The organism is Ruegeria sp. CE6, assembly GCF_056537485.1.
Genome location: NZ_JBQFRR010000001.1, coordinates 410750 through 432277, shown reverse-complemented (window position 1 = coordinate 432277; position 21528 = coordinate 410750). Strand labels below are relative to the sequence as shown.

The window sequence follows — 21528 nt, the reverse complement described above, 5'->3', positions numbered from 1 at the left end:
GCGATGGACCCCGCTAGGCTGGGTGAACATCCTCAAAGGTCATTTCACAGGAGGGTTCCGAAATGGCAAGTTCAGGCAATGTTTTCAGGATATTTACACTCGCCGCGGCATGTTCACTTGCATTGGCCACTGCGGTACATGCAGACGACAAAAAGAAGAAAAACACTCTTACCGGGGCCTTGGTCGGCGCGGGCGTTGGCGCGCTGGTCGGCGATGGTAAAGGGGCTGCGGTCGGTGGGGTGGCCGGTGCGATTATCGGACATAACTGGAAGTGAAGCTGATGCAGTCAATTCTCGTAAAATCTACTTTCTGTGCCACGCTCTTTGTCGTACCCACATTCGCGCTGGCTGACGATTCAGCAGAGCAGATGGTACAGGATGCCTTGCCTGTGATGCACTACACATGTGCGTCGATCGCAGAGGAGGCTGATGGCGACGAAGAATTTGTCGTGGCCGTTGTTGGAAAAATGACGGCCCTGTCACTCTATAACCGCCAGATCAATATCGAAGATCATGCGGCCACTGACGAGGAAAAGACCCAACTGCGCGAAGCCTTCATTGCTGCTCTGTCAGAGGGTTGTGCCGCCGACAAGAATGCCCTTCTGGGCGGTGTGGTCGATAACGCGGTGAAGTCGACGCTGGGGTTGTAACCCCTCAGTAATGCGGCGGGCGTTCGTCGCCGAACACAACGCCGCCTAAGCCTTCCTGCGCGCGTTCCGCCTCGCGTTGCAACAGCATCTCGACGCGGCGGGTCAGGCGGTCGATCTCGTTCTGTTGGTTTGTGACGACCGAGTTCAGCTCTTCGACCGTGCGGGTCAGATGGGCGATCTGCTCTTCCAGATGCTGCATGGGGCTCTCCTTATAGGCGTCTCATAGCGACCCTGTGACGCCCTGGCCAGAGAAACCCCGCCTTGCCCCGAAACAGACCATGGGATAGACCGCGCGCGGAACACTAAATCCCAAGGACGCCCCACATGGCCAAGCCCAAGAAACAGCCCCGCCCCAAGGCCGTAACGCCGAAAGGGTTCCGTGACTATTTCGGCGAGGAAGTCACGCAGCGCACCGAGATGCTGCGGACGATTGCAGGCGTCTATCATCGTTACGGGTTCGATGCCTTGGAGAGCAGCGCGGTTGAAACGGTTGAGGCGTTGGGCAAGTTCCTGCCCGACGTGGACCGCCCGAACGAGGGCGTATTTGCATGGCAGGAATTTGACGAAGGCGGCAATGGCGACTGGATGGCGCTGCGCTATGACCTGACTGCGCCTCTGGCCCGTGTCTATGCGCAGCACCGCAACGATCTGCCGACGCCTTATCGCCGCTATGCGATGGGTCCGGTCTGGCGGAACGAGAAGCCGGGGCCGGGGCGGTATCGCCAGTTTTATCAGTGCGATGCGGATACGGTGGGCACGGCCTCAATGGCTGCGGATGCCGAGATTTGCGCCATGCTGTCGGACACGCTGGAAACCGTTGGAATCCCGCGCGGTGACTATCTGGTGCGGGTCAACAACCGTAAGGTTCTGAATGGCGTGCTCGAAGCGATGGGTTTGGGTGAAGACGCCGCCGCCCGAGATAACGTTCTGCGCACGATCGACAAGTTCGACAAGGTGGGCGAGGCTGGTGTGCGTGAGCTTTTGACCAACGGCCGATTGGATGCCTCTGGCGCTTTTATCGATGGTGTTGGTCTTAGCGGTGATCAGGCCGAGCCGGTGATTGCCTTCCTGACTTCTAAAGCTGCAGATACCGCCGGAACGCTGGCCAACCTGCGCGCCGCTGTGGGTGACAGCAAGATCGGTGCGGACGGGATCGCTGAGTTGGAGCAGATTGGTGCGCTGCTGGATGCAGGCGGGTATGGTTCGGACCGGATCGAGATTGATCCTTCGGTCGTGCGTGGCCTCGGCTATTACACCGGGCCGGTCTATGAGGCCGAACTGACCTTCGAAATATACGACGAGAAGGGCCGCAAGCGGCAATTCGGGTCGGTCTCGGGTGGTGGTCGCTATGATGATCTGGTCAAGCGGTTTACCGGACAGGAAGTACCCGCGACCGGCATCTCCATCGGTGTTGACCGATTATTGGCCGCTTTGCGTGAGAAGGGGCGGATCGCGGCGCAGGCCACCGGCCCAGTGGTTGTGACCGTGATGGACCGCGATCGCATGGCGGACTATCAGGCGATGGTGGCAGAACTGCGCAATGCCGGTATCCGAGCCGAGGTCTACTTGGGCAACCCCAAGAACTTTGGCAACCAACTGAAATATGCGGACAAGCGGAACTCTCCAATTGCGGTGATCGAAGGCGGTGACGAAAAGGCAAATGGGATCGTACAGATCAAGGACCTGATTCTTGGCGCCAAGATTGCCGAAAGCGCCACGCTTGAGGAATGGAAAGAACGGCCCAGCCAGTTCGAAGTGCCCCGCGGCGATCTGGTCGCTAAGGTGCGCGAGATTCTGGACAATCAGGACTGACCCATGCCGAACCGTTCCCAAATACAGGCCCGCGCCGCCATGATGCGTGTCCGGTTCGAGGCGGCGGGCGCGCAGGTGGTTGATACGCCTCTGCTGCAGCCAGCCGGGACGCTGCTGGACCTCTATGGAGAAGATATCCGCGCCCGTGCTTACGTAACCTCGGACGCGCTGCGGGGTGAGCAGATGCTGCGCCCGGATTTCACCCTGCCGGTGGTGCAGATGCACATGTCCGACGGGGCTGAACCAGCAAGATACACCTATTCCGGCGAAGTGTTCCGCCGTCAGGAACACGATCCGGATCGTGCTAATGAGTATATCCAAGTCGGCTACGAAGTATTTGATCGCGAAGACCCCGCCGGAGCCGATGCCGAGGTGTTTTCGTTATTTGCCCTGCAATTGCGCGGGCTGCCCTTGCGGGCAGCGACAGGTGATATCGGTATTCTGATCGCCGCTGTTGAGGGTCTCAAGACCACTAGTCGTCGTAAGGCTGCACTGATGCGGCATCTCTGGCGGCCTCGCCGGTTCCGCGTTTTGCTGGACCGATATGCCGGACGCAAAGCTAGTCTCGAGGGGCGCGATGCTTTGCTTGACGCGGTCGACCCATTGGCGATTGACGTGCCCATGATAGGCAAGCGCCGCACACCCGAAATTCTCGAACGGATTGATGCTCTGCGCGAAGACCGCGCTGCGTCGCCGATCTCGGACAATGAACTGGCCGGTTTGGAGACGCTACTTAATGTGCGAGAAACCATGCCTTTCGCGCTGGAACAACTGCGTGACATTGCGGTTGATCTGCCACAGATCACATCTGCTTTGGATCGTTTGGAAGCTCGTATCGCAGCCCTGCAAGCGCGGGGCGTAGATGTGGATACACTGGATTTTGAGGCGTCTTATGGCAGGACCTCGATGGAGTACTACGACGGGTTTGTATTCGGCTTTTATGCCGAAGGCCGCCCTGATCTGCCACCGGTCGCAACCGGTGGGCGCTATGATGCGCTGACCAGGCAACTGGGTGGTGGAGCCGAGATTCCGGCAATTGGCGGCGTGATCCGCCCGGACCTGATGCTCGAAATCGAGGAGGCTGCGCAATGAGCCTGAAACTCGGTGTGCCTTCGAAGGGCCGGTTGATGGACAAGACCTTCGCATGGTTTGAAAAGCGCGGCATTACACTGTCGCGCAGCGGATCAGACCGAGAATACGCGGGCAAGGTTGATGGGATTGGTGGCGTCTCGCTGATCCTATTGTCTGCAGGAGAGATTCCGCGCGAGCTGGCGGCGGGACGCATTCATTTGGGCGTGACCGGCATCGATCTTGTGCATGAAAAGCTGCCGCGCTGGGAACAGCAGGTGGAAGAGGTTGCACCTTTGGGGTTCGGCAAGGCGGACCTTATCATCGCAACCCCAGCCTGCTGGGTCGACGTGGACACTCTGGATGATTTGGATGCAGCGGCGGCAGGTTTTCGCAGGGCGCATGGCCATCGGCTTCGGATCGCTACCAAGTACCACCGTCTGGTCCGCGAATTCCTGACCGAAGCGGGAGTGGCCGATTATACGCTGGTCGACAGCCAGGGCGCAACCGAGGGGACGGTGGTGAATGAGACAGCCGAGGCGATTGCCGATATCACCTCGACCGGGGAAACACTGCGGGCGAACCACCTGAAAATCCTGTCGGATGGGTTGATCCTGCAATCGCAGGCCACGCTGTGGCGCAGCCGCGTGGCCAAATACGATGCGGCTGAAAAGACGGCTTTGAATGAGCTGTTGGACAGGTTGGCCTAAAGCACCCCAATTTCCGCTAATGCGCGGTTCAGGTCGTCGGGCAGGGCATCGTCCTGCTCGCGATTTTTAGGCAAGTCGGCAGGGGTGTCCTCAGGCTTGAGATACCGCCAGCCCTGGAATGGACGCTTCAGAGCGTTCTGCGTTCTGTGTACCTCGGGGTCCAGGACGATGGCGCAGCGGCGGATGCCATCCTCGCCTCGGACTTCATCCAGCCGCAGGATGCGCTGGCGGCACTGGACCACACCTTTGATCACCCAATAGATCGACCCGCCATTCAGAATTTCAGCGTCGCGCTTGGGCCACATGCGGGTGACGTGGCGCGGGTATCCGTCCTCATAGAGTGGTTTGCGGCTGTCTTGCCACGCCATCAGCGTGTCGACACTTTCTGACCCAACCGAAAGTTTGATGAGGTTTACGTACTTATCCACAGCTTTCCCACAGAGTCGTCCCAAGGGTGATCCCTATATTGTAGCCCTCATGCGCTTGTCATCAAGGTGTTGTGGTTTGGATGTGATCTGGGCTAATCTGAATGCCTCTTTCAGCACAGGGAATCACCAATGAGCCGCTTTGCCGCCCCCATCGCCGAGCAGATCTGGGATATGAAATACCGCTTTAAACAGGCGGATGGTACGCCCATCGATCAGACAGTCGAGGACAGCTGGCGGCGCATAGCTCGTGATCTGGCGCGTGTGGAAGAAGACCCGGCGCATTGGGAAGAAAAATTCTATGAGGCGCTAGAGGATTTCAAATACCTTCCTGCTGGCCGCATCACCGCCGGGGCGGGCACCGCGCGACAGGTAACCCTGTTCAACTGCTTTGTGATGGGGACGATCCCCGACAGCATGGGCGGTATCTTCGACATGCTGAAAGAGGCCGCGCTGACCATGCAGCAGGGTGGCGGGATCGGTTACGATTTCTCAACCATCCGTCCACGTGGCGCGGATGTGAAAGGGGTTGCCGCTGATGCCTCTGGCCCGCTAAGCTTTATGGATGTCTGGGACGCCATGTGCCGGACGATCATGTCTGCAGGCTCGCGTCGTGGTGCGATGATGGCGACCATGCGCTGCGACCATCCGGATATCGAACAGTTCATCACCGCGAAATCCGACCCGGCGCGTTTGCGCATGTTCAACATGTCGGTTCTGGTCACCGATCCATTCATGGAGGCCGTCAAGGCCGATGGACCGTGGGATCTGGTATTTGACGGAAAGGTCTATCACACCGTTCAGGCGCGCGATCTTTGGAATAAGATCATGCAGGCCACCTATGATTATGCCGAGCCGGGCGTGATCTTTATCGACCGGATCAATCAGGCGAACAATCTGAATTACGTCGAGACGATCTCGGCGACCAACCCGTGCGGAGAACAACCTCTACCGCCTTATGGTGCCTGTTTGCTGGGCTCGATCAATCTGGCACGGTTGGTTGCCGAGCCGTTCGAGGATGCCGCGCATCTGGACGAGGAGGCCTTGCAAGAGCTGGTGGCCACCGCCGTTCGCATGATGGACAACGTGGTGGACGCGTCGAAATTCCCGCTGGCCGAACAAGAAGCCGAGGCGCAAGACAAGCGCCGCATCGGGCTGGGCGTGACTGGTCTGGCCGATGCGCTGTTGATGTTGGGTCTGCGCTACGGCTCGGACGAGGCGGCGCGTCAGACCGAGCGCTGGTTGCACGCAATCGCGCGCGCCGCGTATCTGGCGTCGGTCGATTTGGCGAGGGAAAAGGGCGCTTTCCCACTGTTTGACGCCGAGAAATATCTGGCCAGCGGCACCATGCAACAGATGGATGACGATGTGCGCGACGCAATCCGCGAACACGGCATCCGCAACGCGCTGCTGACCTCGATCGCGCCGACGGGTACGATTTCGCTTTATGCGGGCAACGTGTCTTCGGGGATCGAGCCGGTTTTTGCCTATGCCTATACGCGCAAGGTGCTGCAAAAGGACGGTTCGCGCACCGAAGAAGAGGTTGTGGACTATGCGGTGCAGATGTGGCGCGACAAGTTTGGCGACGCCGAATTGCCCGAGTATTTCGTGAATGCGCAAACACTAAGCCCGTCCCATCACGTAAAAATGCAGGCGGCGGCTCAAAAGTGGATCGATAGTTCGATATCGAAGACGATCAACTGTCCCGAAGATATCAGCTTTGACGCCTTCAAAGACGTCTATATGCAGGCCTGGGATCAGGGGTGCAAAGGCTGCACGACCTATAGGCCAAACGATGTGACCGGCTCGGTTCTGAGCGTATCGGAAAGCGACGACAAAGCGCCAGGTGAAAGCGCGGATGCCCCGCATGAGGTTGACGGGGGCGAGGTCGTTTATATGTCCGAACCGCTTGATCGCCCACAATCGCTGGAAGGGTCGACTTACAAGCTAAAATGGCCGGACAGCGAGCACGCAATCTATCTGACAATTAACGATATCGTCATTGGCGGACGCCGCCGTCCCTTCGAGGTGTTCATTAACTCGAAGAATATGGAGCATTATGCTTGGACGCTGGCTTTGACCCGGATGATATCGGCCGTGTTCCGACGCGGTGGCGATGTGTCCTTTGTGGTCGAGGAACTGAAAGCTGTGTTCGACCCGCGAGGCGGGGCCTGGGTTAAAGGCAAGTACATTCCGTCCATCCTGGCCGCGATTGGCGGCGTGATCGAGCAACACATGGTCAATATCGGCTTCCTTGAGGGCGAAGGCAAGGGCCTGAAGTCCGATCCTCAGGCGCAGGTGGTCAACATGGACGCCCCGCGTGGCAAGGCTTGCCCATCCTGTGGTCAGTTCGACATGGTGATGATCGAAGGCTGCATGACCTGCCGCAGCTGCGGTCATTCTAAGTGTGGCTGATTTGGCGGAAGAGGACTTGATGTCGTGGTGCTTCAGGCGACACCGCCATTATTGTCACCAAATGACCTCTAACTGCGATCTGCCGACCTGCTGACGGAACCTAAGAAGCGCTAGTTTTTTTTTACGTTTCTTGTCTGAAGGAAATTTACTGGCCTTGTCGACCGAAGCACCTTTGGCGAGTTGCTTCGGCTTCTCTGTGCGACTTGATGCATGGCATTTGTTCCAAACATTTGCTTTGGAGTACTTTTTAGTTCTTCAAGCGTCAGGTGCAGGTTCAAACCTTGAACGTTTAATAGAGCAGCACCCTAAACTCGCTCGTCGAGTGGCATTGCGTCTGCGACAAATTTTAAGAACTGCTCCGGGGGAATGCTAAGTGCGCGCGATAGTATAACAAGTTCTGGCACATCTATGCGCCTTTGGCCGATCTCAATCCTGGCAATAAATAACGGATGACACTTTAACTTCTTGGCGAGCTTCGCCCGCGAGTATCGTTGGGCTTTGTCGGCGGCGATAGGCGCGGAGATCAGCGCGAGATGCCCTGACGAGCGGAGAGATTTGGCCGCTTTGGTGTCCGTTTAATGCTTCGGACATTTCCTAATCTCATTTTCAGAGTGTTTAGAAAGTCAGATTGAATATCTAAGAGCGGATGATGAAAATTGCTAAACATATAATCAACGCAGCTTTTTTCCCCTGTTTTGCGTTTGCCCGAGAGCCACTCACACTAACTTCAGACGAATATGAGCACTTGGAGCCTATCTACTAAATCCTTTGCGTAGCGCCCGGTAGGACCACTGACGAAGCAATGGAAGCGTTATTAGCGCACTTCGATCAACCACTTGCCAATGAAGTGGAGACTCTGATTGTGCGTAGTTCATGCGGCGCGAATTTCGATACGAATTTACCCAGCGGTTGCTGTCCCCAAGTTCCTACGAGAATCGTGCTTCGACCAGCATGATTGTCATTCTTAGTATCTGATACCTTCGCACCGGCAGCTGATCAAATCAATTCACCAGAATCTAAGCGATTGTTAACGTTGATTTTATTGTATTTGATCGGTACGGAAAACAAAGCTCTTTCTGAAAGCGAACTGGCATTATGTCTAAGAAAAGTTGGATTTTCACAATGGCTTGACGATCTGAAGCCACCTTTGAAACCGCCTCATGTGCCTACGGCAGCAGTATTCCAGACGAAATTTCCCTTACGCAAAACCTGTTGTTTGTTGACCTTCCAGCGCGGGAACCGGGCATACAGCCCAAATGAGTCGTAAAGCAAGAATACACGTTTGGGGTGGCAGGCATGAAACCGAACAGGGATAGAAAGGCCGTTACGCGACGCGGAGTGATTGCCGCGTTTGCTGCGACAACTCTCTTTCCAGCACCGGCCGTTTGGGCCCAATCGATGACAACCCAAGGGACGCGCCGCAATGTTTCTTCATTCCGCGTTGCTAAATGGCAGGATCACTTTGATACGCTTAAGAATGGTGTGATCCTGTCCGATACACAGTCCAAGGTCCTGCAATATTGGTCAGAAGACGAGAGCGTCTATCGGATGTATCCAACCAGCGTGCCGCTGACGGAAGACCTTACAAGGCTGGGCTACACCACAGTAACTCGCAAGGTTGAGGGGCCATCTTGGCGACCGACACCAGCAATGAAAAAGCGCAACCCCGCTTGGCCCGACTATGTGGGCCCGGGTCCGGAGAATCCTCTGGGGACACATGCACTATATTTGAGCTGGCAATACTACCGGATCCACGGCACCAACGATACACGCAAGATCGGAAGAAGATCCTCCAATGGCTGCATCGGCTTGTACAATGAGCAGATCGCGGACTTGTTCGAACTGGCCACCGTGGGCACGCAGGTAAAACTGATCTGACCATGGTCAAGTCGGCTTTTCTGGACAGGTGCTTAAGCTCGGTAACTGACAACTACGTGAAATAGTAAAATGGATAAACTTACACTCATGATAGGCGGTGTGGCGATCGCAGGTGCCGTCGCAATCGTCTACAATCTAAATCAGCAACCAGCTGGCCATTCGATGACGACACCTGATACGTCGACGCTGGCGTCGGGAGACCCAATCCAAAACGTCAATCTACCGGACCAGCTAAGCGAATTTGCGGCCGTCGGCAAAGTGGCATTCGACGCAAAATGCTCGGCGTGCCATGGCGGGAATGCAACTGGTCTGGAGGGCCTTGCACCACCATTGGTGCATAAAATCTATGAACCAAGCCACCATTCGGACGAGGCATTTTACGTGGCCGTCCAGAATGGTGTTCGGGCACACCATTGGAAGTTCGGTAACATGCCGCCGGTCGATGGTTTGACCCGCGCGGATGTGAAGGGCATCGTGGCGTACATAAGAGAGTTACAGCAAGAAAACGGGATTTTCTGAAGGTGACGAGTCTAGTGAGCACAGCAATTCGTTACTCCATCCTGTCAATTGCGCTGGCTATTGGCGGGCTACTTGTAACGGCCGATTCTGCTCATGCACATGGCGGTGATTCACAGCATGTGATTGACCAAACCGACTCTGCGGACGTCGAACATGTCAAGCAGGGTCATCCCGGGCATTGTCATGGCGGAGCGATCTGCAACGCTGTTGGACTATTTTTGATGGGTCCAACACCGCCTGGTCCCCAAGGCACGGAACGAAGATACTCGATCCCTCAAGCTCAATACCGGGTTCTTAGTATTATCGCGTTTGACCCACCACCGCCGCGCGTCTTGATCTGACGAGTCGAATTGCGCCCAAGATGGGCGCGTCGAAGCAGACGAAAAGGACAAAGAAATGAACTTTCTAAAAATGACTACAGGCGTGGCCCTGGTTTCACTATTTGCGGCGGCCGCCCTGGCGCATGGTGGCGCAACCGGCGTCGTCAAAGAACGCATGGACGGTATGTCCGCGATGAAGGACAGCATGAAGGTCCTTACACCGATGATGCAGGGGAAAACGCCCTACAATGCGCAAACGGTACGAAGCGAAGCCAAGAAAATCGGAAGCCACGCCGGTGAAAGCATGACAAAGCTGTTTCCAGAGGGATCTGATGGCAAACCCTCGGAGGCCAAATCGCAAATCTGGCAGGATTGGGGTTCCTTTACAGAAATAGCCAGACAGTTGGAAATCTACTCAGAAGGCCTTGCGCTTTCGGCAGACAACGGGCTGATGGCGTCCGGATCGGGTCATGGTTCCGGCATGATGGGCGGCAAATCCATGATGGGAGGTCGTTCCATGATGGGAGGTGGTTCCATGATGGGAAGTGGTTCCATGATGGGAAGTGGTTCCATGATGGGAGGTGGTTCCATGATGGGCAGCGGGATGATGGCTGGCAGTCCAAACTTAGCACAGCTGTCTGAAATGCCGGCAGATGGTGTGTTCATGATGCTGAGCCAGACATGCTCGGCGTGTCACACGCGATTTCGGTCGGAATAGGAATGCATCATGAAGCCGACAATACGGTTGGGTCTTGCTGCCGCCGTTACGGCGTCAGCAGGGTTTGTTGCTGTGATGGCTTGGCCGATTGGCCAGCCCTTACAAGCTCTCGACATTCAAGGTGACGTTAACCGCGGGGCGTATCTGGCAAGGGCAAGCGGCTGTATCGCCTGCCACACAGACTTTGCCAAAGGAGGTGCGCTCTTGGCCGGTGGGGTGGAGTTGGATACCCCGTTCGGCACGCTCTTTTCGCCGAACCTGACCACAGATCCCGATCACGGGATCGGTGATTGGACCATCGAGGAATTTGCCCGCGCGGTACGTCAGGGTGTGTCGCCCGACGGAGAATCCTATTACCCGGCCTTTCCTTATCCGTTCTATGCCAATTTCACGGATCAGGACATCGCCGATCTTTGGGCCGCCTGGCAAACGGTTCCGCCAGTAGCGGAACCGTCAAAAGAGCAGGAAATGGTGTTCCCCTTCAATCAGAGATGGGGCCTGAAGCTGTGGCGGGCGGCATTTTTGGAACCGCCGCAGACCGATCCCGTGCCGGGCAATGATGATGTATGGAACCGGGGCCGTTTACTCGTTGAAGGTGCCACGCATTGTGCCGCCTGTCACACCGGGAGGAACCTGGCTGGCGCAAGAAATTCGGACACGGAACACTTCAAGGGAAGTGACTCTCTGCCGGGCGGTGACAAGGCACCGGCTATCGATTTTGGGACCCTGCAAAAGCGTGGTTGGACGGTAGATGATTTGGCTTACGCGTTGCGCACCGGCGTCATGCCTGATGGCGATGTCCTCGGCGGGGCCATGGGAGAGGTTGTAAACTATGGCACCAGTTTTCTGACAGACGAAGACCTGAAGGCAATGGCGACCTATCTGCTGGATGTGCACGACGGGGGATAATCCAGTGCGAGATCAAGTATTCTTTGGAAGAAAGTCCTAATGAAGCTCAATCGCAGGCAATTCGTTGCAGGCACGTCGGCACTAATCGCAGCGCCAACTATCGGGAGGGCGGCTACCGCCCCCCGAATAATCGAGGCGCGTTCAGGATTGGCGCGTATTGCCCCCAACAACTATCCGGAAACCGAGATATGGGGATATGATGGCGGTGTTCCAGGCCCTGAAATTCGTGCCCGGCAAGGCGAAACGGTTCGCCGGACACTCCTGAACTCGCTACCTCAGCCTACAGCAATCCATTGGCACGGATTGCGGGTTCCGAACAATATGGACGGGGTGCCGGGCCTTACGCAGGAGGCTGTACCAACCGGCGGCAAATTTCAGTATGACTTGCCTCTGAAGGACGCGGGGACCTTCTGGTATCACTCTCACAACCAGTCAACGGAACAAGTGGCCAGGGGCCTTTACGGCGCGTTCATCGTCGACGAAACGGACCCGCCGGACACGGACCATGACATCACGATCCTTCTGGATGATTGGCGGTTGGGTAAGGACGCTCAAATAGTAGATGATTTTGGTGCAATGCATGATTGGACCCATGCAGGTCGCATGGGAAACTACGTTCACGCGCGCATATCGCCAATGACCGAAGTTTTGACGAACCAGCGATTGCGAATTCGAATGGTCAACGTGGCAACTGATCGGATCATGTATGTGTCAGTAGGTGGCGCAAACGGGAAACTGGTCGCTTATGATGGCATGCCTGTAAGGCAGCCAGAAGATTTCGAAACACTTGTTTTCGGACCTGCGCAGCGAGCAGATTTGATTGTCGACGTCACAGCGGAATCGAACGAAGCCGTTCAAATAACTCTTCACGAACGCGATGAATCATTTGTTATCGCTGAGATCCCGGTTTCGGGAAGCGGTACATCTGCCAGCCGCGGTGAGATCGAAGCTCTGCCACCCAACCCTGTTTCTTTTCTTGAAGATGTTTCTGACGCCTTAAAGGTTCCATTGGTGATGGAAGGCGGGGCGATGGGCGGACTGCGTCAAGGTACTTACAACGGCCAAGTCATGAGCGCTAATGAGTTGGTTCAGGAAGGACAGATCTGGACATTCAACGGAGTCGCAGGGTTACCCGAAGACCCGCTCGCTTCTGTTTCGCGTGGCGACATAGTCCGTATTCAGATGCAGAACGACACCGTCTTTGCGCACGCCATGCATTTGCACGGGACGCACTTTCAGGAAGTTCTGCCGAACGGGAGCCTGGGACCTCTGCGAGACACAATACTGGTTGACCGGATGGAAACGCGGGAGATTGCGTTCGTTGCGGATAACCCGGGGGACTGGCTGTTTCATTGCCACATGCTTTCGCATCAGGCCGCTGGAATGAAGACCTGGCTGAGCGTGGCGTCATGAACAAGAACGCGGCGAAATGGGTGTCACTAGCTGCTGTGGTGATCATTGTCGCGGTCGCTGGCTGGGGCCTGAGCGGGCGCGCACAAAACGGTGCATCAGCGGATTCGGCACGTGGTGCAGTTTTGTACGCCGAAAACTGCGCGTCATGCCACGGGGCAGATTTGGAGGGTCAACCAGATTGGCAGACACCTGATCCAGATGGCGTCTTGCGAGCTCCCCCGCATGATCGAACAGGGCACACCTGGCATCACGGCGACAAGCTGTTGTTCGATTATACAAAGCTTGGCGGGTACCAAACACTAAAACAGATGGGCGTCGCTGATGTCAAAAGCGGTATGCCAGGTTTCGAGGACACTCTTTCGGATCAGGAAATCTGGGACATCCTTGCCTTCATCAAGGAGAGTTGGCCGGATCGGGAACGCAAGCTGCAAGAGCAGCGCACCGAGGCAGAACAAACGGAAGGAAACTGACGTGAGACGATTTTTTGCAGGCTTAATTGCCATCACTATGTCGATTGGTGCTGCTATGGCGAGTGCTGACGAATTGTCTGACTCCGATGTAAAACGGCTGGCTCTGGAAGCCATTATGGAAAACCCCGAAATCATCATGCAGGCGATTCAATTGCTTCAACAGCGCGAAGATCAGGCAAAAGCCGAAGCCATTGGAAACGTCTTGGAAAATCAGCGTGAATTGCTGGAACAGGATCCGAATGCGCCTGTCATCGGAAACCCGGAAGGTGATGTAACCGTAGTCGAGTTTTTTGACTATAACTGCCCATATTGCAAACGCGCGGCCCCAGTCGTGAAAAACGTAATCGCAGGCGATTCCGAAGTCCGAGTTGTCTACCGAGAATGGCCCATACTCGGAGAAGGTTCCGACTTTGCGGCACGCGCTGCGCTTGCCTCACGTAATCAGGGAAAATATGAAGAATTTCATTGGGCGCTTATGGCTCTGAACGGTCGTGCCACAGAGGCCAGTGTCCTGAAAGTTGTTCGGGAACTTGGCCTGGACGAGGATCAATTGCGCGCAGACATGGAGGCGCCGGAAGTCGACGCGCATATCCAGGTGTCCATGGAATTGGCCCGGCAGCTTGGCTTCAGTGGCACCCCTTCGTTTGTGATTGGAGATGCGCTTGCCCCGGGTCTGATCGCCGAAGATGAAATGACCCGGCTAATCGAGGCAGTCAGAGACGCAAGATAGAACTAAGGGACGACAGCATTTGCGCTCCTAAACTTCTGTTGCGAACGTGGCTTCGCATCCCTCGGACTCTGAGCTGCAAGGATATGATCAAGTTGATTGGTGCTTAAGACACGTACCCTGCGGTTTTTCATGTCAAAGTCCAACTGTGCGGAGGAACTTACTGTGTCAATGGCTTTGTCTATAGCTGACTTGCGGTGCCCGCAGCTCATATCCGGGATACTTAGCGTCGTCATGAATGATGAGAAAGAAAGTCAGCCTCATCCCTTGACCTTCCACTTGCTGGAACCCTTATGTTGCCTGTCAGCAGAACATACGTGGTGACAATATGACTGAAAATTCACATGCGCGGTTCCAGGTTCAGGGTATGAGCTGTGCTTCCTGCGTTGGGCGCGTCGAGCGCGCATTGAAAGATGTGCCAGGGGTAGATGCCGCTTCGGTTAATCTCGCCAGTGAAAGCGTTCAGGTCGATTTCCGCGATCCAGCCGATAAAGCGGCCATTGCTGATGCGTTAAACCGCGCCGGATATCCGGCGCGGACCGCAGAGGTCACGCTGGATATTCAGAACATGTCCTGCGCATCCTGTGTAGGGCGCGTTGAACGAGCCCTGGAAGCCGATGGCGGCGTCTTGTCCGCGTCGGTCAATCTGGCCACTGAAAGTGCAACTGTGCGTTATGCTGAGGGAGTCACAACACCCGAAGCCATAGCGGCGCATGCGGCGTCTGCTGGCTATCCGGCGAGCCTGCGATCCGCAACGCAGACCGAACCACACGACCGCAAAGCGGCAGAGATCAGCCATTTGGCGCGGCGAACAAGCTTCGCCGCCTTGCTCGCATTGCCGGTATTCATTCTCGAAATGGGCTCGCATGTTATTCCGGGCATGCACCACCTGATAGCGAGCACCATCGGCATCCAGAACAGCTATTACCTGCAATTCCTTCTGACCACGATCGTTCTTTTTGGGCCAGGCTTGCAGTTCTACACCAAGGGATTCCCTTCCTTGTTCAGAGGCGCGCCGGACATGAATTCTCTGGTGGCCCTGGGCACTTCGGCGGCCTATGGGTTCTCGCTTATCTCGACCTTTGCGCCGGGTGTTCTTCCGGTCGGAACCGCAAATGTCTACTACGAGGCCGCAGCGGTGATCGTGGTTCTCATATTGCTCGGGCGATTCCTCGAGGCGCGCGCCAAGGGTCGAACTGGTGAAGCGATCCGAAAACTGGTCGGTCTGCAGGCAAAAACAGCGCGAGTTGAGCGCGACGGATCGGTTGTCGAGCTACCGATTGAGCAGATTGTTGTAGGTGATATTGTGCACGTTCGACCGGGCGAAAAAATCGCGGTGGATGGTGCCGTAATGACCGGCGCGTCATATGTCGATGAAAGCATGATCACCGGAGAGCCGGTTCCCGTCGAAAAAACCGAGGGCGCAACTGTGGTTGGGGGGACCGTAAATGGCGCGGGTGCATTGACGTACCGTGCTGAAAAGATCGGCGCAGACACTATGTTGGCCCAGATCATTCAGATGGTCGAACAAGCACAGGGTGCCAAGCTTCCGATTCAAGGCCTGGTCGACCGCATCACGCTGTGGTTTGTGCCGGTAGTGATCGCAGTGGCCGTTGTAACAGTGCTGGTATGGATGTTGTTCGGACCCGATCCCGCGCTTAGCCTGGCGTTGGTGGCCGGGGTTGCGGTACTGATCATTGCTTGCCCCTGCGCCATGGGGTTGGCCACACCTACTTCCATCATGGTCGGCACTGGCCGCGCTGCCGAGATGGGCGTCCTGTTCCGAAAGGGCGATGCCTTGCAAATGCTGCAGGAAACCACCGTTGTTGCGGTGGACAAGACGGGCACCCTGACCGAAGGGCGTCCGGAGCTGACCGACCTGATTGTGGCCGAAGGAATGACCGAAGACGAGGTTCTGCACCTTGTTGCTGCCGTTGAGGTCACTTCCGAACATCCAATCGCCACAGCCATCGTGCGCGCGGCAGAAACCCGTGGTCTGGAGCTTTCCAAGCCAGAAGACTTCACGTCGATCACCGGTTACGGGGTAAGCGCCTCAGTCGAAGGCCATAAAATCCTGATCGGGGCCGACCGCCTGATGAGTCGCGAAGGGGTAGAAATGGGCGCGCTTTCTGATCGGGGCGCTGAACTCGCAATCAACGGAAAGACTCCACTTTATGCTGCCGTAGACGGGGCTATCGCGGCCGTAATCGCTGTGGCGGACCCAATCAAAACCACCACGCCGGACGCAATCGAAGCTCTGCACGGGCTGGGCCTGAAAGTAGCGATGATCACCGGTGACAATGCCTCTACTGCCAAATCCATTGCGGCGCAGCTTGGCATCGATCATGTCGTGGCTGAAGTTCTGCCCGAGGGTAAAGTATCCGCGTTACAGGATTTGCGTACAAATGGCGGAAAACTGGCCTTTGTGGGTGATGGCATCAATGATGCGCCTGCTTTGGCGGCAGCTGACGTAGGAATTGCGATCGGGACAGGCACTGACATTGCCATCGAAGCGGCTGACGTCGTTCTGATGTCAGGCGACCTGACGGGCGTGGTCAATGCCTTCGATATTAGTCAGCGCACCATGCGTAACATCCGCCAAAACCTGTTCTGGGCATTCAGCTACAACACACTGCTCATACCGGTAGCGGCAGGGGTGCTTCATCCGTTTGGCGGTCCGCTGCTATCGCCGGTTTTGGCCGCAGGTGCCATGGCGCTGTCCAGCGTATTTGTCCTAACCAATGCGCTGCGGTTGCGCTGGGTAAAGCCGATCAAAGTTGGGCGAGAACAGATCTCGCAGAACACCGAGCAGACGCTGCGTTCAGCGCCTGCTGGATAGTATAGGAGAACCGCTGTGAATATCGGAGATGTAGCAGAACGTTCGGGTCTGCCTGCCAAAACCATCCGCTATTACGAGGATATCGGGTTCATCAAACCCAAGCGGAGCCTCAATGGGTATCGCCATTTCGACGATAAGGAACTGCACAAGCTGGCCTTCATCGGGCGGGCCCGTTCATTGGGCTTTACCATTGAGGATTGTCGTTCACTACTGGCGTTGTACGAGGACAAAGAACGTGCCAGCGCGGACGTGAAAGAAATTGCAAAACAGAATCTGAAAGAGATCGACGATAAGATTGCCGATCTGAAGGCGATGCATGAAACACTGTCTCATCTGATCGAAGAATGCGCTGGCGACCACCGCCCAGACTGTCCAATTCTAAAAAACTTGGGCCAAGCGTAGTTAACCTTGTTGTTTGATCTGCCTCCAAGTTTGGCAATCTTTTTCTTCAGACGTGGCAATCCGCTCTTCTCTAGTGCGCGCCGCACTATCAATTGTAGTTTTGTTGGCTTCGGGTCAGCACGTTGCCACGATCACACTACGTCCGCAGTACGGTGAATGAGTTGATCCCTGTTTTAAGAGAAACGCTTTTAGTGTGCGTCTGTCTTACGGTGACAATCATCGGCTCTGTTGCTTTTGCAAACAACGACTTTGAGATCGCAGACAGCCACAGACAGTATGGCGTTTCGATCGCGTCAAAAGCATCTGAATTCAAACACAACAATCGCCGTTCGCATTCTACCACCGATCAAGATTGCGCGGACGACTGCGTGAGTTGTGGCGGGGCATGCCACACCGGAACCTGTTGCGTTGGTGAAAACCCGACCCAATTAGGACTTGCGGTTTTGGTGGAAGCTTATGGCCAGAGAAACCGTAACATGGACACGGATAACCATAATTCTCAAGCGCCTCTGACGCCCAATCTTCCTCCACAAGTATCCTAACACCCAAAGTCCCGAAAGTGCGGGTTTTCAAATTGTTTCTGTTCGAGCATGCACTGCGGTCGTAAGGAGATTATTATGTGTGGAAGAGAGGCTAAACTATCAGTATTTGCCTTGGCGCTCATCTTATCCAAACGGTTGCGACATGCGTGCGCTATGCACCGAAAGCGAACAGAAACAGGGCTAGTCATGATCGCGTGCTTGACACAAATCATAGCACTTGCCTGCGATTTCGGTCACAAGACCGAATATCACAGCGCAGGCGTAAACACGGAAAGGAAATGACATGACCACCATGAAACTTGACCGACGCCTTTTCCTGGCTGGCCTCAGCGCCTCCGGCATCGCCCTGGCTTCACCTACATTTGCAACGACCAAACCGCTGGTGAAGGTTCTCAAGGACCCCGCATGCGGGTGTTGTGGCGCGTGGATTGATATTATGCAACGCGAAGGATTCGAGATGGAAGTGCAGAATGCCTCCTGGGAGACTTTGTCTGAATACAAAGCTAACAAGGGTATACCAGAAGAGATGGCGTCCTGTCACACGGGCTTGCTCGAGGGCTATGTCATAGAAGGTCATGTGCCCCCGGCGGACATCCGGCGCTTGTTGGCCGAACGCCCTGATGCGGTCGGGCTGACAGTGCCAGGTATGCCCTATGGCTCACCTGGTATGGGGCCGGAGAGTGAGCGGGAAGCCTATTCGGTTTTCCTGATCGGTAAGGATGGCACCACTGAAGTTTTCAACCATTACAAGGCAGCGTGATCGCCAATTTTTTTTGCAACAACCGCAAACGGAATTGTCATGCGTTTAAGGTGAATTTCGGTAGCAGCGATTGAAAAGCGAGTTCAAGGTCGGCTAGTCCGATACGGGGCTGGTCCGATGCTCCGAGAGAGTAAGGCCCACCCAAGACGCTCTACAACTGCTGAAAACGTTAGAGCGACAACGGCGTGTTTGCACGGATCATGGAAGGGCTGGCTTCGGACCATTCCGATCACAGGGCGATCATGATAAAAGTGAGCAGGTGAACGCCATGCGTTCGAGTGGGCCTGCGCAAGTATCTGAAGGCACATCGCATGGCTTTAAGCCTACGGTTGAAAAAAGGGGCGCTGGTGCCTGATTGGGCGTGCCAAAGGCGGAATGAACACCAAGTTGCATGCCGTCACCGATGCTTCTGGTCACCCAGTCCGGTCTTTCATAACTGTCGATCAGATCAGTGACTACACGGGTGCCAGGGCACTTCTGAGCAGCCTACCAGCCGCCGATTGGATGATTGCTGATCGGGGTTACGATTCTGACTAGTTCCGAAAGGTTACGAAATACAAAGGGACACGCCTATGCATGCCCGGCAGAAAGTCACGCGAGAAGCCTGTCCGAAAAGACAAACACAGGTTCAAGCGCCGAAACCGCATCAAGATCATATTCGGTCGCTTGAAGGAATGGAGCCGAGTAGAAACCCGCTACGAAATATGGCCGAAAGTGTTCCCATCAGCCATCGCACTCGCAGAGATTTTCAGGCTCCGAAATTCAATGAGCCTAGAGTCTAGCGCAGTGCGCCAGACGTTCACCAACATTCGACGATAAGTATCAATATGAGGCTGTTCTTTAGCAACATTTTCGTGATTGCTACATTTCGGTCTCTTTTCCGCCCATTTTTTCGTTGATACACAAGCTCAGTTACTTGTGGGATGAGTAAAAGTGCGGGCGGACAGATGAGAACCGGTTGTAACGGTCGGATAGCAATATTTTGGACACAGACGGAAGTTGACGGGCTTGAGGCGGCGCCTTTGGCCCACTTGCGCGTTGGTAGCTCTTGGTCCTGGAGGGGGCGAGGGGTCCAACTCGCCGCAAGTGCTGACCAAGTTGCGCTGCACGCAGACTCCACCGGTCTTGGATCTATATTGGCGGCCAGAGCCAGTTTCACCAACCCCGGCGAGATCAACGAAAGTGCCAAGATCGAGTTGTCAAACGGCGCTCAGACTTTCGTTGCCGAGCTGGTGCGTGAGTTGAACGAAGCGTCTCTGGTGCTTGTGTTTGAGGATGGATACCCTGAGCCTGATCAAGATTTCTGGGTAAGTTCGGCAGTTTCGCATATTGAACCTGTTGAGATTGACAGCGGTTATGACGACAAGGTTGTCGTGTTCCCGGCGGCTCGTGCAAATGCAAGTTCAGTGCCGGTAAGTCTATCAAATACTGCCGGTTGGGCCGCTGAATAACGGATACTTCTCAGAAAGATTCCAACTCTAAGCAGAAATCCTACCCTTTGCTTGCTGTGGCGTGTTGACTCTGGCCGAAGCAGGGATATAAGCGCGGCTTCATTGGTGTTGGTGGCCCCCGCGAGGGGATGCCTGTCATGGGGGAAACCTCAAGAGGACAACGCCCTTCATAGTGGCCCATCGGGGCCTCAATCTAAAGAAGGAGATCAGCCGTGACCAAACGCACGTCTGCCAAGTACAAAATCGACCGCCGGATGGGCGAAAACATCTGGGGTCGTCCGAAATCCCCGGTTAACCGTCGTGAATACGGCCCCGGCCAGCACGGCCAGCGCCGCAAGGGCAAACTGTCTGACTTCGGTCTGCAGCTGCGTGCCAAGCAGAAGCTGAAAGGCTACTACGGCGACCTGACCGAGAAGCAGTTCCGCCGCATCTATGCAGAAGCTGAGCGTGTCAAAGGCGACACCGGTGAAAACCTGATCGGTCTGCTGGAGCGCCGTCTGGACGCCGTTGTTTACCGCGCCAAGTTTGTTCCGACCGTGTTCGCCGCACGTCAGTTCGTGAACCACGGCCACGTTAAAGTGAACGGCAAGCGGGTCAACATCCCGTCCTACCGCGTCAAAGAAGGCGACGTTATCGAAGTGCGTGACAAGTCCAAGCAGTTGGCCGTTGTCCTGGAAGCTGTCGGCTTGGCCGAGCGTGATGTGCCTGACTACATCGACGCCGACCACTCGAAAATGACCGCGACTTTCGTGCGTGCACCGGGCCTGAGCGATGTGCCTTACCCGGTTATGATGGAACCGAACCTGGTCGTCGAATTCTACGCGAAGAACTAATCTTCGCCGACCTGTTGAGTTTAAGGGCCGCGCTTTCAGCGCGGTCTTTTTTGTTTCGATGGGGCTCTGCCCCAGTCGCTGCGCGACTCCCCCGAGATATATTTGGCCAGATGAAGAGGCGGATCAGATAGGAAGCGGGCGACTTTCGGCAATGGCCTCCATTGCGAAATAGGAGGTGACGCTGTCCAGTTCGATCTTATCGATGAGGCGTTGATAGACTTTGTCGTAAGAGGCCATATCTTCTGTAACGACCTTGAGTTGATAGTCATAGTCGCCGCCAATGCGATGGAAATCGACCACTTCAGGAATGGTCAGGACATGACTGCGAAAGGCCTGCAACCATTGGGCAGAGTGGTGGCGCGTGCGTAGCATGACGAAAACCACCAGATTCAGCCCAAGCTTTTCGCGCGCGATGCGCGCCGTAGAACCTTGCAGGACACCTGTGTCGTTCAAGGCCTTTATTCTTCGCCAGCAGGCATTTTGGGACAGGCCGACCCTATCTGCCAATTCTCGCTGGGAAAGTGTTGCGTCTTTTTGCAGTTCCTTCAGAAGACGCGTGTCAATTTGATCTAATTTTTTCTCCATATAAACTCATATGACACAAAACTTGGACATATAAAGCATAAAATTGTGAGGTTTCCGCAGGATGGATCAATCATATTGGAGTT

General features: G+C 55.5%; 23 protein-coding genes and 1 pseudogene. 20 read left to right on the top strand and 4 right to left on the bottom strand.

All coding sequences use genetic code 11. The features are described from left to right. Positions 1-62: 62 nt before the first annotated feature. Together ACR0DK_RS02105 and ACR0DK_RS02100 are read left to right on the top strand one after the other, a co-directional pair. Positions 63-275, top strand: coding sequence for a YMGG-like glycine zipper-containing protein (locus ACR0DK_RS02105; protein ID WP_170392486.1), 213 nt, complete (start codon positions 63-65; stop codon positions 273-275). Positions 276-280: 5 nt separating this feature from the next. Beyond that, entirely contained in the window at positions 281-649 is a 369-nt protein-coding gene (locus ACR0DK_RS02100; RefSeq protein ID WP_170392485.1) for a hypothetical protein, read from the top strand. Between the two features lie 4 nt (positions 650-653). Here the strand turns inward: ACR0DK_RS02100 and ACR0DK_RS02095 are convergent, their stop codons facing one another. After that, positions 654-848 carry a SlyX family protein gene (locus ACR0DK_RS02095; RefSeq protein ID WP_480615013.1) on the bottom strand — a complete coding sequence of 65 codons (195 nt, stop codon included), beginning with the start codon at positions 846-848 and terminating at the stop codon, positions 654-656. Between the two features lie 125 nt (positions 849-973). Here ACR0DK_RS02095 and hisS point away from each other — a divergent pair, with 125 nt between their 5' ends. From hisS to hisG, 3 genes are read left to right on the top strand one after another with little or no spacing between them, the layout of a single operon-like run. Continuing rightward, entirely contained in the window at positions 974-2461 is a 1488-nt protein-coding gene (gene hisS / locus ACR0DK_RS02090; RefSeq protein ID WP_170392483.1) for a histidine--tRNA ligase, read from the top strand. Between the two features lie 3 nt (positions 2462-2464). Further along, positions 2465-3553, top strand: coding sequence for an ATP phosphoribosyltransferase regulatory subunit (locus ACR0DK_RS02085; RefSeq protein ID WP_170802005.1), 1089 nt, complete (start codon positions 2465-2467; stop codon positions 3551-3553). Continuing rightward, positions 3550-4239: an ATP phosphoribosyltransferase gene (gene hisG / locus ACR0DK_RS02080; protein WP_170401909.1), complete on the top strand. Its 690-nt coding sequence runs from the start codon at positions 3550-3552 to the stop codon at positions 4237-4239. Before ACR0DK_RS02085 ends, hisG begins: the two co-directional genes overlap by 4 nt. On the opposite strand, the gene ACR0DK_RS02075 is transcribed toward hisG, so the two are convergent. Continuing rightward, positions 4236-4667, bottom strand: coding sequence for a DUF1489 family protein (locus ACR0DK_RS02075; protein ID WP_170392480.1), 432 nt, complete (start codon positions 4665-4667; stop codon positions 4236-4238). The genes hisG and ACR0DK_RS02075 overlap by 4 nt on opposite strands. 129 nt (positions 4668-4796) lie before the next feature. Between ACR0DK_RS02075 and ACR0DK_RS02070 the strand changes: the two genes are divergently transcribed. Further along, positions 4797-7079: an adenosylcobalamin-dependent ribonucleoside-diphosphate reductase gene (locus ACR0DK_RS02070; protein WP_480734653.1), complete on the top strand. Its 2283-nt coding sequence runs from the start codon at positions 4797-4799 to the stop codon at positions 7077-7079. A 305-nt stretch (positions 7080-7384) separates the two neighbouring features. Here the strand turns inward: ACR0DK_RS02070 and ACR0DK_RS02065 are convergent, their stop codons facing one another. After that, on the bottom strand, positions 7385-7591 hold the full coding sequence (locus ACR0DK_RS02065) for a helix-turn-helix domain-containing protein (RefSeq protein WP_255612146.1): 207 nt from the start codon (positions 7589-7591) through the stop codon (positions 7385-7387). A 784-nt stretch (positions 7592-8375) separates the two neighbouring features. Between ACR0DK_RS02065 and ACR0DK_RS02060 the strand changes: the two genes are divergently transcribed. The 14 genes and pseudogenes from ACR0DK_RS02060 to rpsD all read left to right on the top strand — a co-directional run bounded on the left by ACR0DK_RS02060 (position 8376) and on the right by rpsD (position 20860). Then, positions 8376-8957 (top strand): L,D-transpeptidase, encoded by a 582-nt coding sequence (locus tag ACR0DK_RS02060; protein ID WP_170421575.1) that lies wholly within the window; start codon positions 8376-8378, stop codon positions 8955-8957. Positions 8958-9026: 69 nt separating this feature from the next. Further along, the gene (locus tag ACR0DK_RS02055; protein WP_170392477.1) at positions 9027-9476 is read left to right on the top strand and encodes a c-type cytochrome; all 450 of its coding nucleotides are present in this window, start codon (positions 9027-9029) and stop codon (positions 9474-9476) included. A 396-nt stretch (positions 9477-9872) separates the two neighbouring features. Beyond that, on the top strand, positions 9873-10514 hold the full coding sequence (locus tag ACR0DK_RS02050) for a c-type cytochrome (RefSeq protein WP_480734651.1): 642 nt from the start codon (positions 9873-9875) through the stop codon (positions 10512-10514). Between the two features lie 9 nt (positions 10515-10523). Then, positions 10524-11423, top strand: a complete 900-nt coding sequence (locus ACR0DK_RS02045) for a c-type cytochrome (RefSeq protein WP_480734650.1) — start codon at positions 10524-10526, stop codon at positions 11421-11423. A 147-nt stretch (positions 11424-11570) separates the two neighbouring features. Next, entirely contained in the window at positions 11571-12836 is a 1266-nt protein-coding gene (locus ACR0DK_RS02040; RefSeq protein WP_480734649.1) for a multicopper oxidase family protein, read from the top strand. Continuing rightward, positions 12833-13306 (top strand): c-type cytochrome, encoded by a 474-nt coding sequence (locus ACR0DK_RS02035; protein WP_480734648.1) that lies wholly within the window; start codon positions 12833-12835, stop codon positions 13304-13306. Before ACR0DK_RS02040 ends, ACR0DK_RS02035 begins: the two co-directional genes overlap by 4 nt. A gap of 1 nt (position 13307) precedes the next feature. Beyond that, the gene (locus tag ACR0DK_RS02030; RefSeq protein ID WP_480734645.1) at positions 13308-14036 is read left to right on the top strand and encodes a DsbA family protein; all 729 of its coding nucleotides are present in this window, start codon (positions 13308-13310) and stop codon (positions 14034-14036) included. Between the two features lie 325 nt (positions 14037-14361). After that, entirely contained in the window at positions 14362-16872 is a 2511-nt protein-coding gene (locus ACR0DK_RS02025; protein WP_480734644.1) for a heavy metal translocating P-type ATPase, read from the top strand. Between the two features lie 15 nt (positions 16873-16887). Further along, positions 16888-17274 carry a Cu(I)-responsive transcriptional regulator gene (gene cueR / locus ACR0DK_RS02020; protein WP_480734643.1) on the top strand — a complete coding sequence of 129 codons (387 nt, stop codon included), beginning with the start codon at positions 16888-16890 and terminating at the stop codon, positions 17272-17274. Positions 17275-17426: 152 nt separating this feature from the next. After that, complete coding sequence (locus ACR0DK_RS02015) at positions 17427-17816, top strand: hypothetical protein (RefSeq protein WP_170735046.1); 390 nt, start codon at positions 17427-17429, stop codon at positions 17814-17816. Between the two features lie 292 nt (positions 17817-18108). Further along, positions 18109-18576: a DUF411 domain-containing protein gene (locus ACR0DK_RS02010; RefSeq protein WP_480735677.1), complete on the top strand. Its 468-nt coding sequence runs from the start codon at positions 18109-18111 to the stop codon at positions 18574-18576. A 110-nt stretch (positions 18577-18686) separates the two neighbouring features. After that, a pseudogene (locus ACR0DK_RS02005) lies at positions 18687-19395 on the top strand (IS5 family transposase); the annotation flags it as partial. Between the two features lie 317 nt (positions 19396-19712). Further along, positions 19713-20027 (top strand): hypothetical protein, encoded by a 315-nt coding sequence (locus ACR0DK_RS02000; protein ID WP_480567375.1) that lies wholly within the window; start codon positions 19713-19715, stop codon positions 20025-20027. Between the two features lie 212 nt (positions 20028-20239). Next, complete coding sequence (gene rpsD / locus ACR0DK_RS01995; protein ID WP_170392466.1) at positions 20240-20860, top strand: 30S ribosomal protein S4; 621 nt, start codon at positions 20240-20242, stop codon at positions 20858-20860. A 123-nt stretch (positions 20861-20983) separates the two neighbouring features. Here the strand turns inward: rpsD and ACR0DK_RS01990 are convergent, their stop codons facing one another. Then, positions 20984-21445: an Lrp/AsnC family transcriptional regulator gene (locus ACR0DK_RS01990; protein ID WP_170401903.1), complete on the bottom strand. Its 462-nt coding sequence runs from the start codon at positions 21443-21445 to the stop codon at positions 20984-20986. Between the last annotated feature and the right edge of the window lie 83 nt (positions 21446-21528).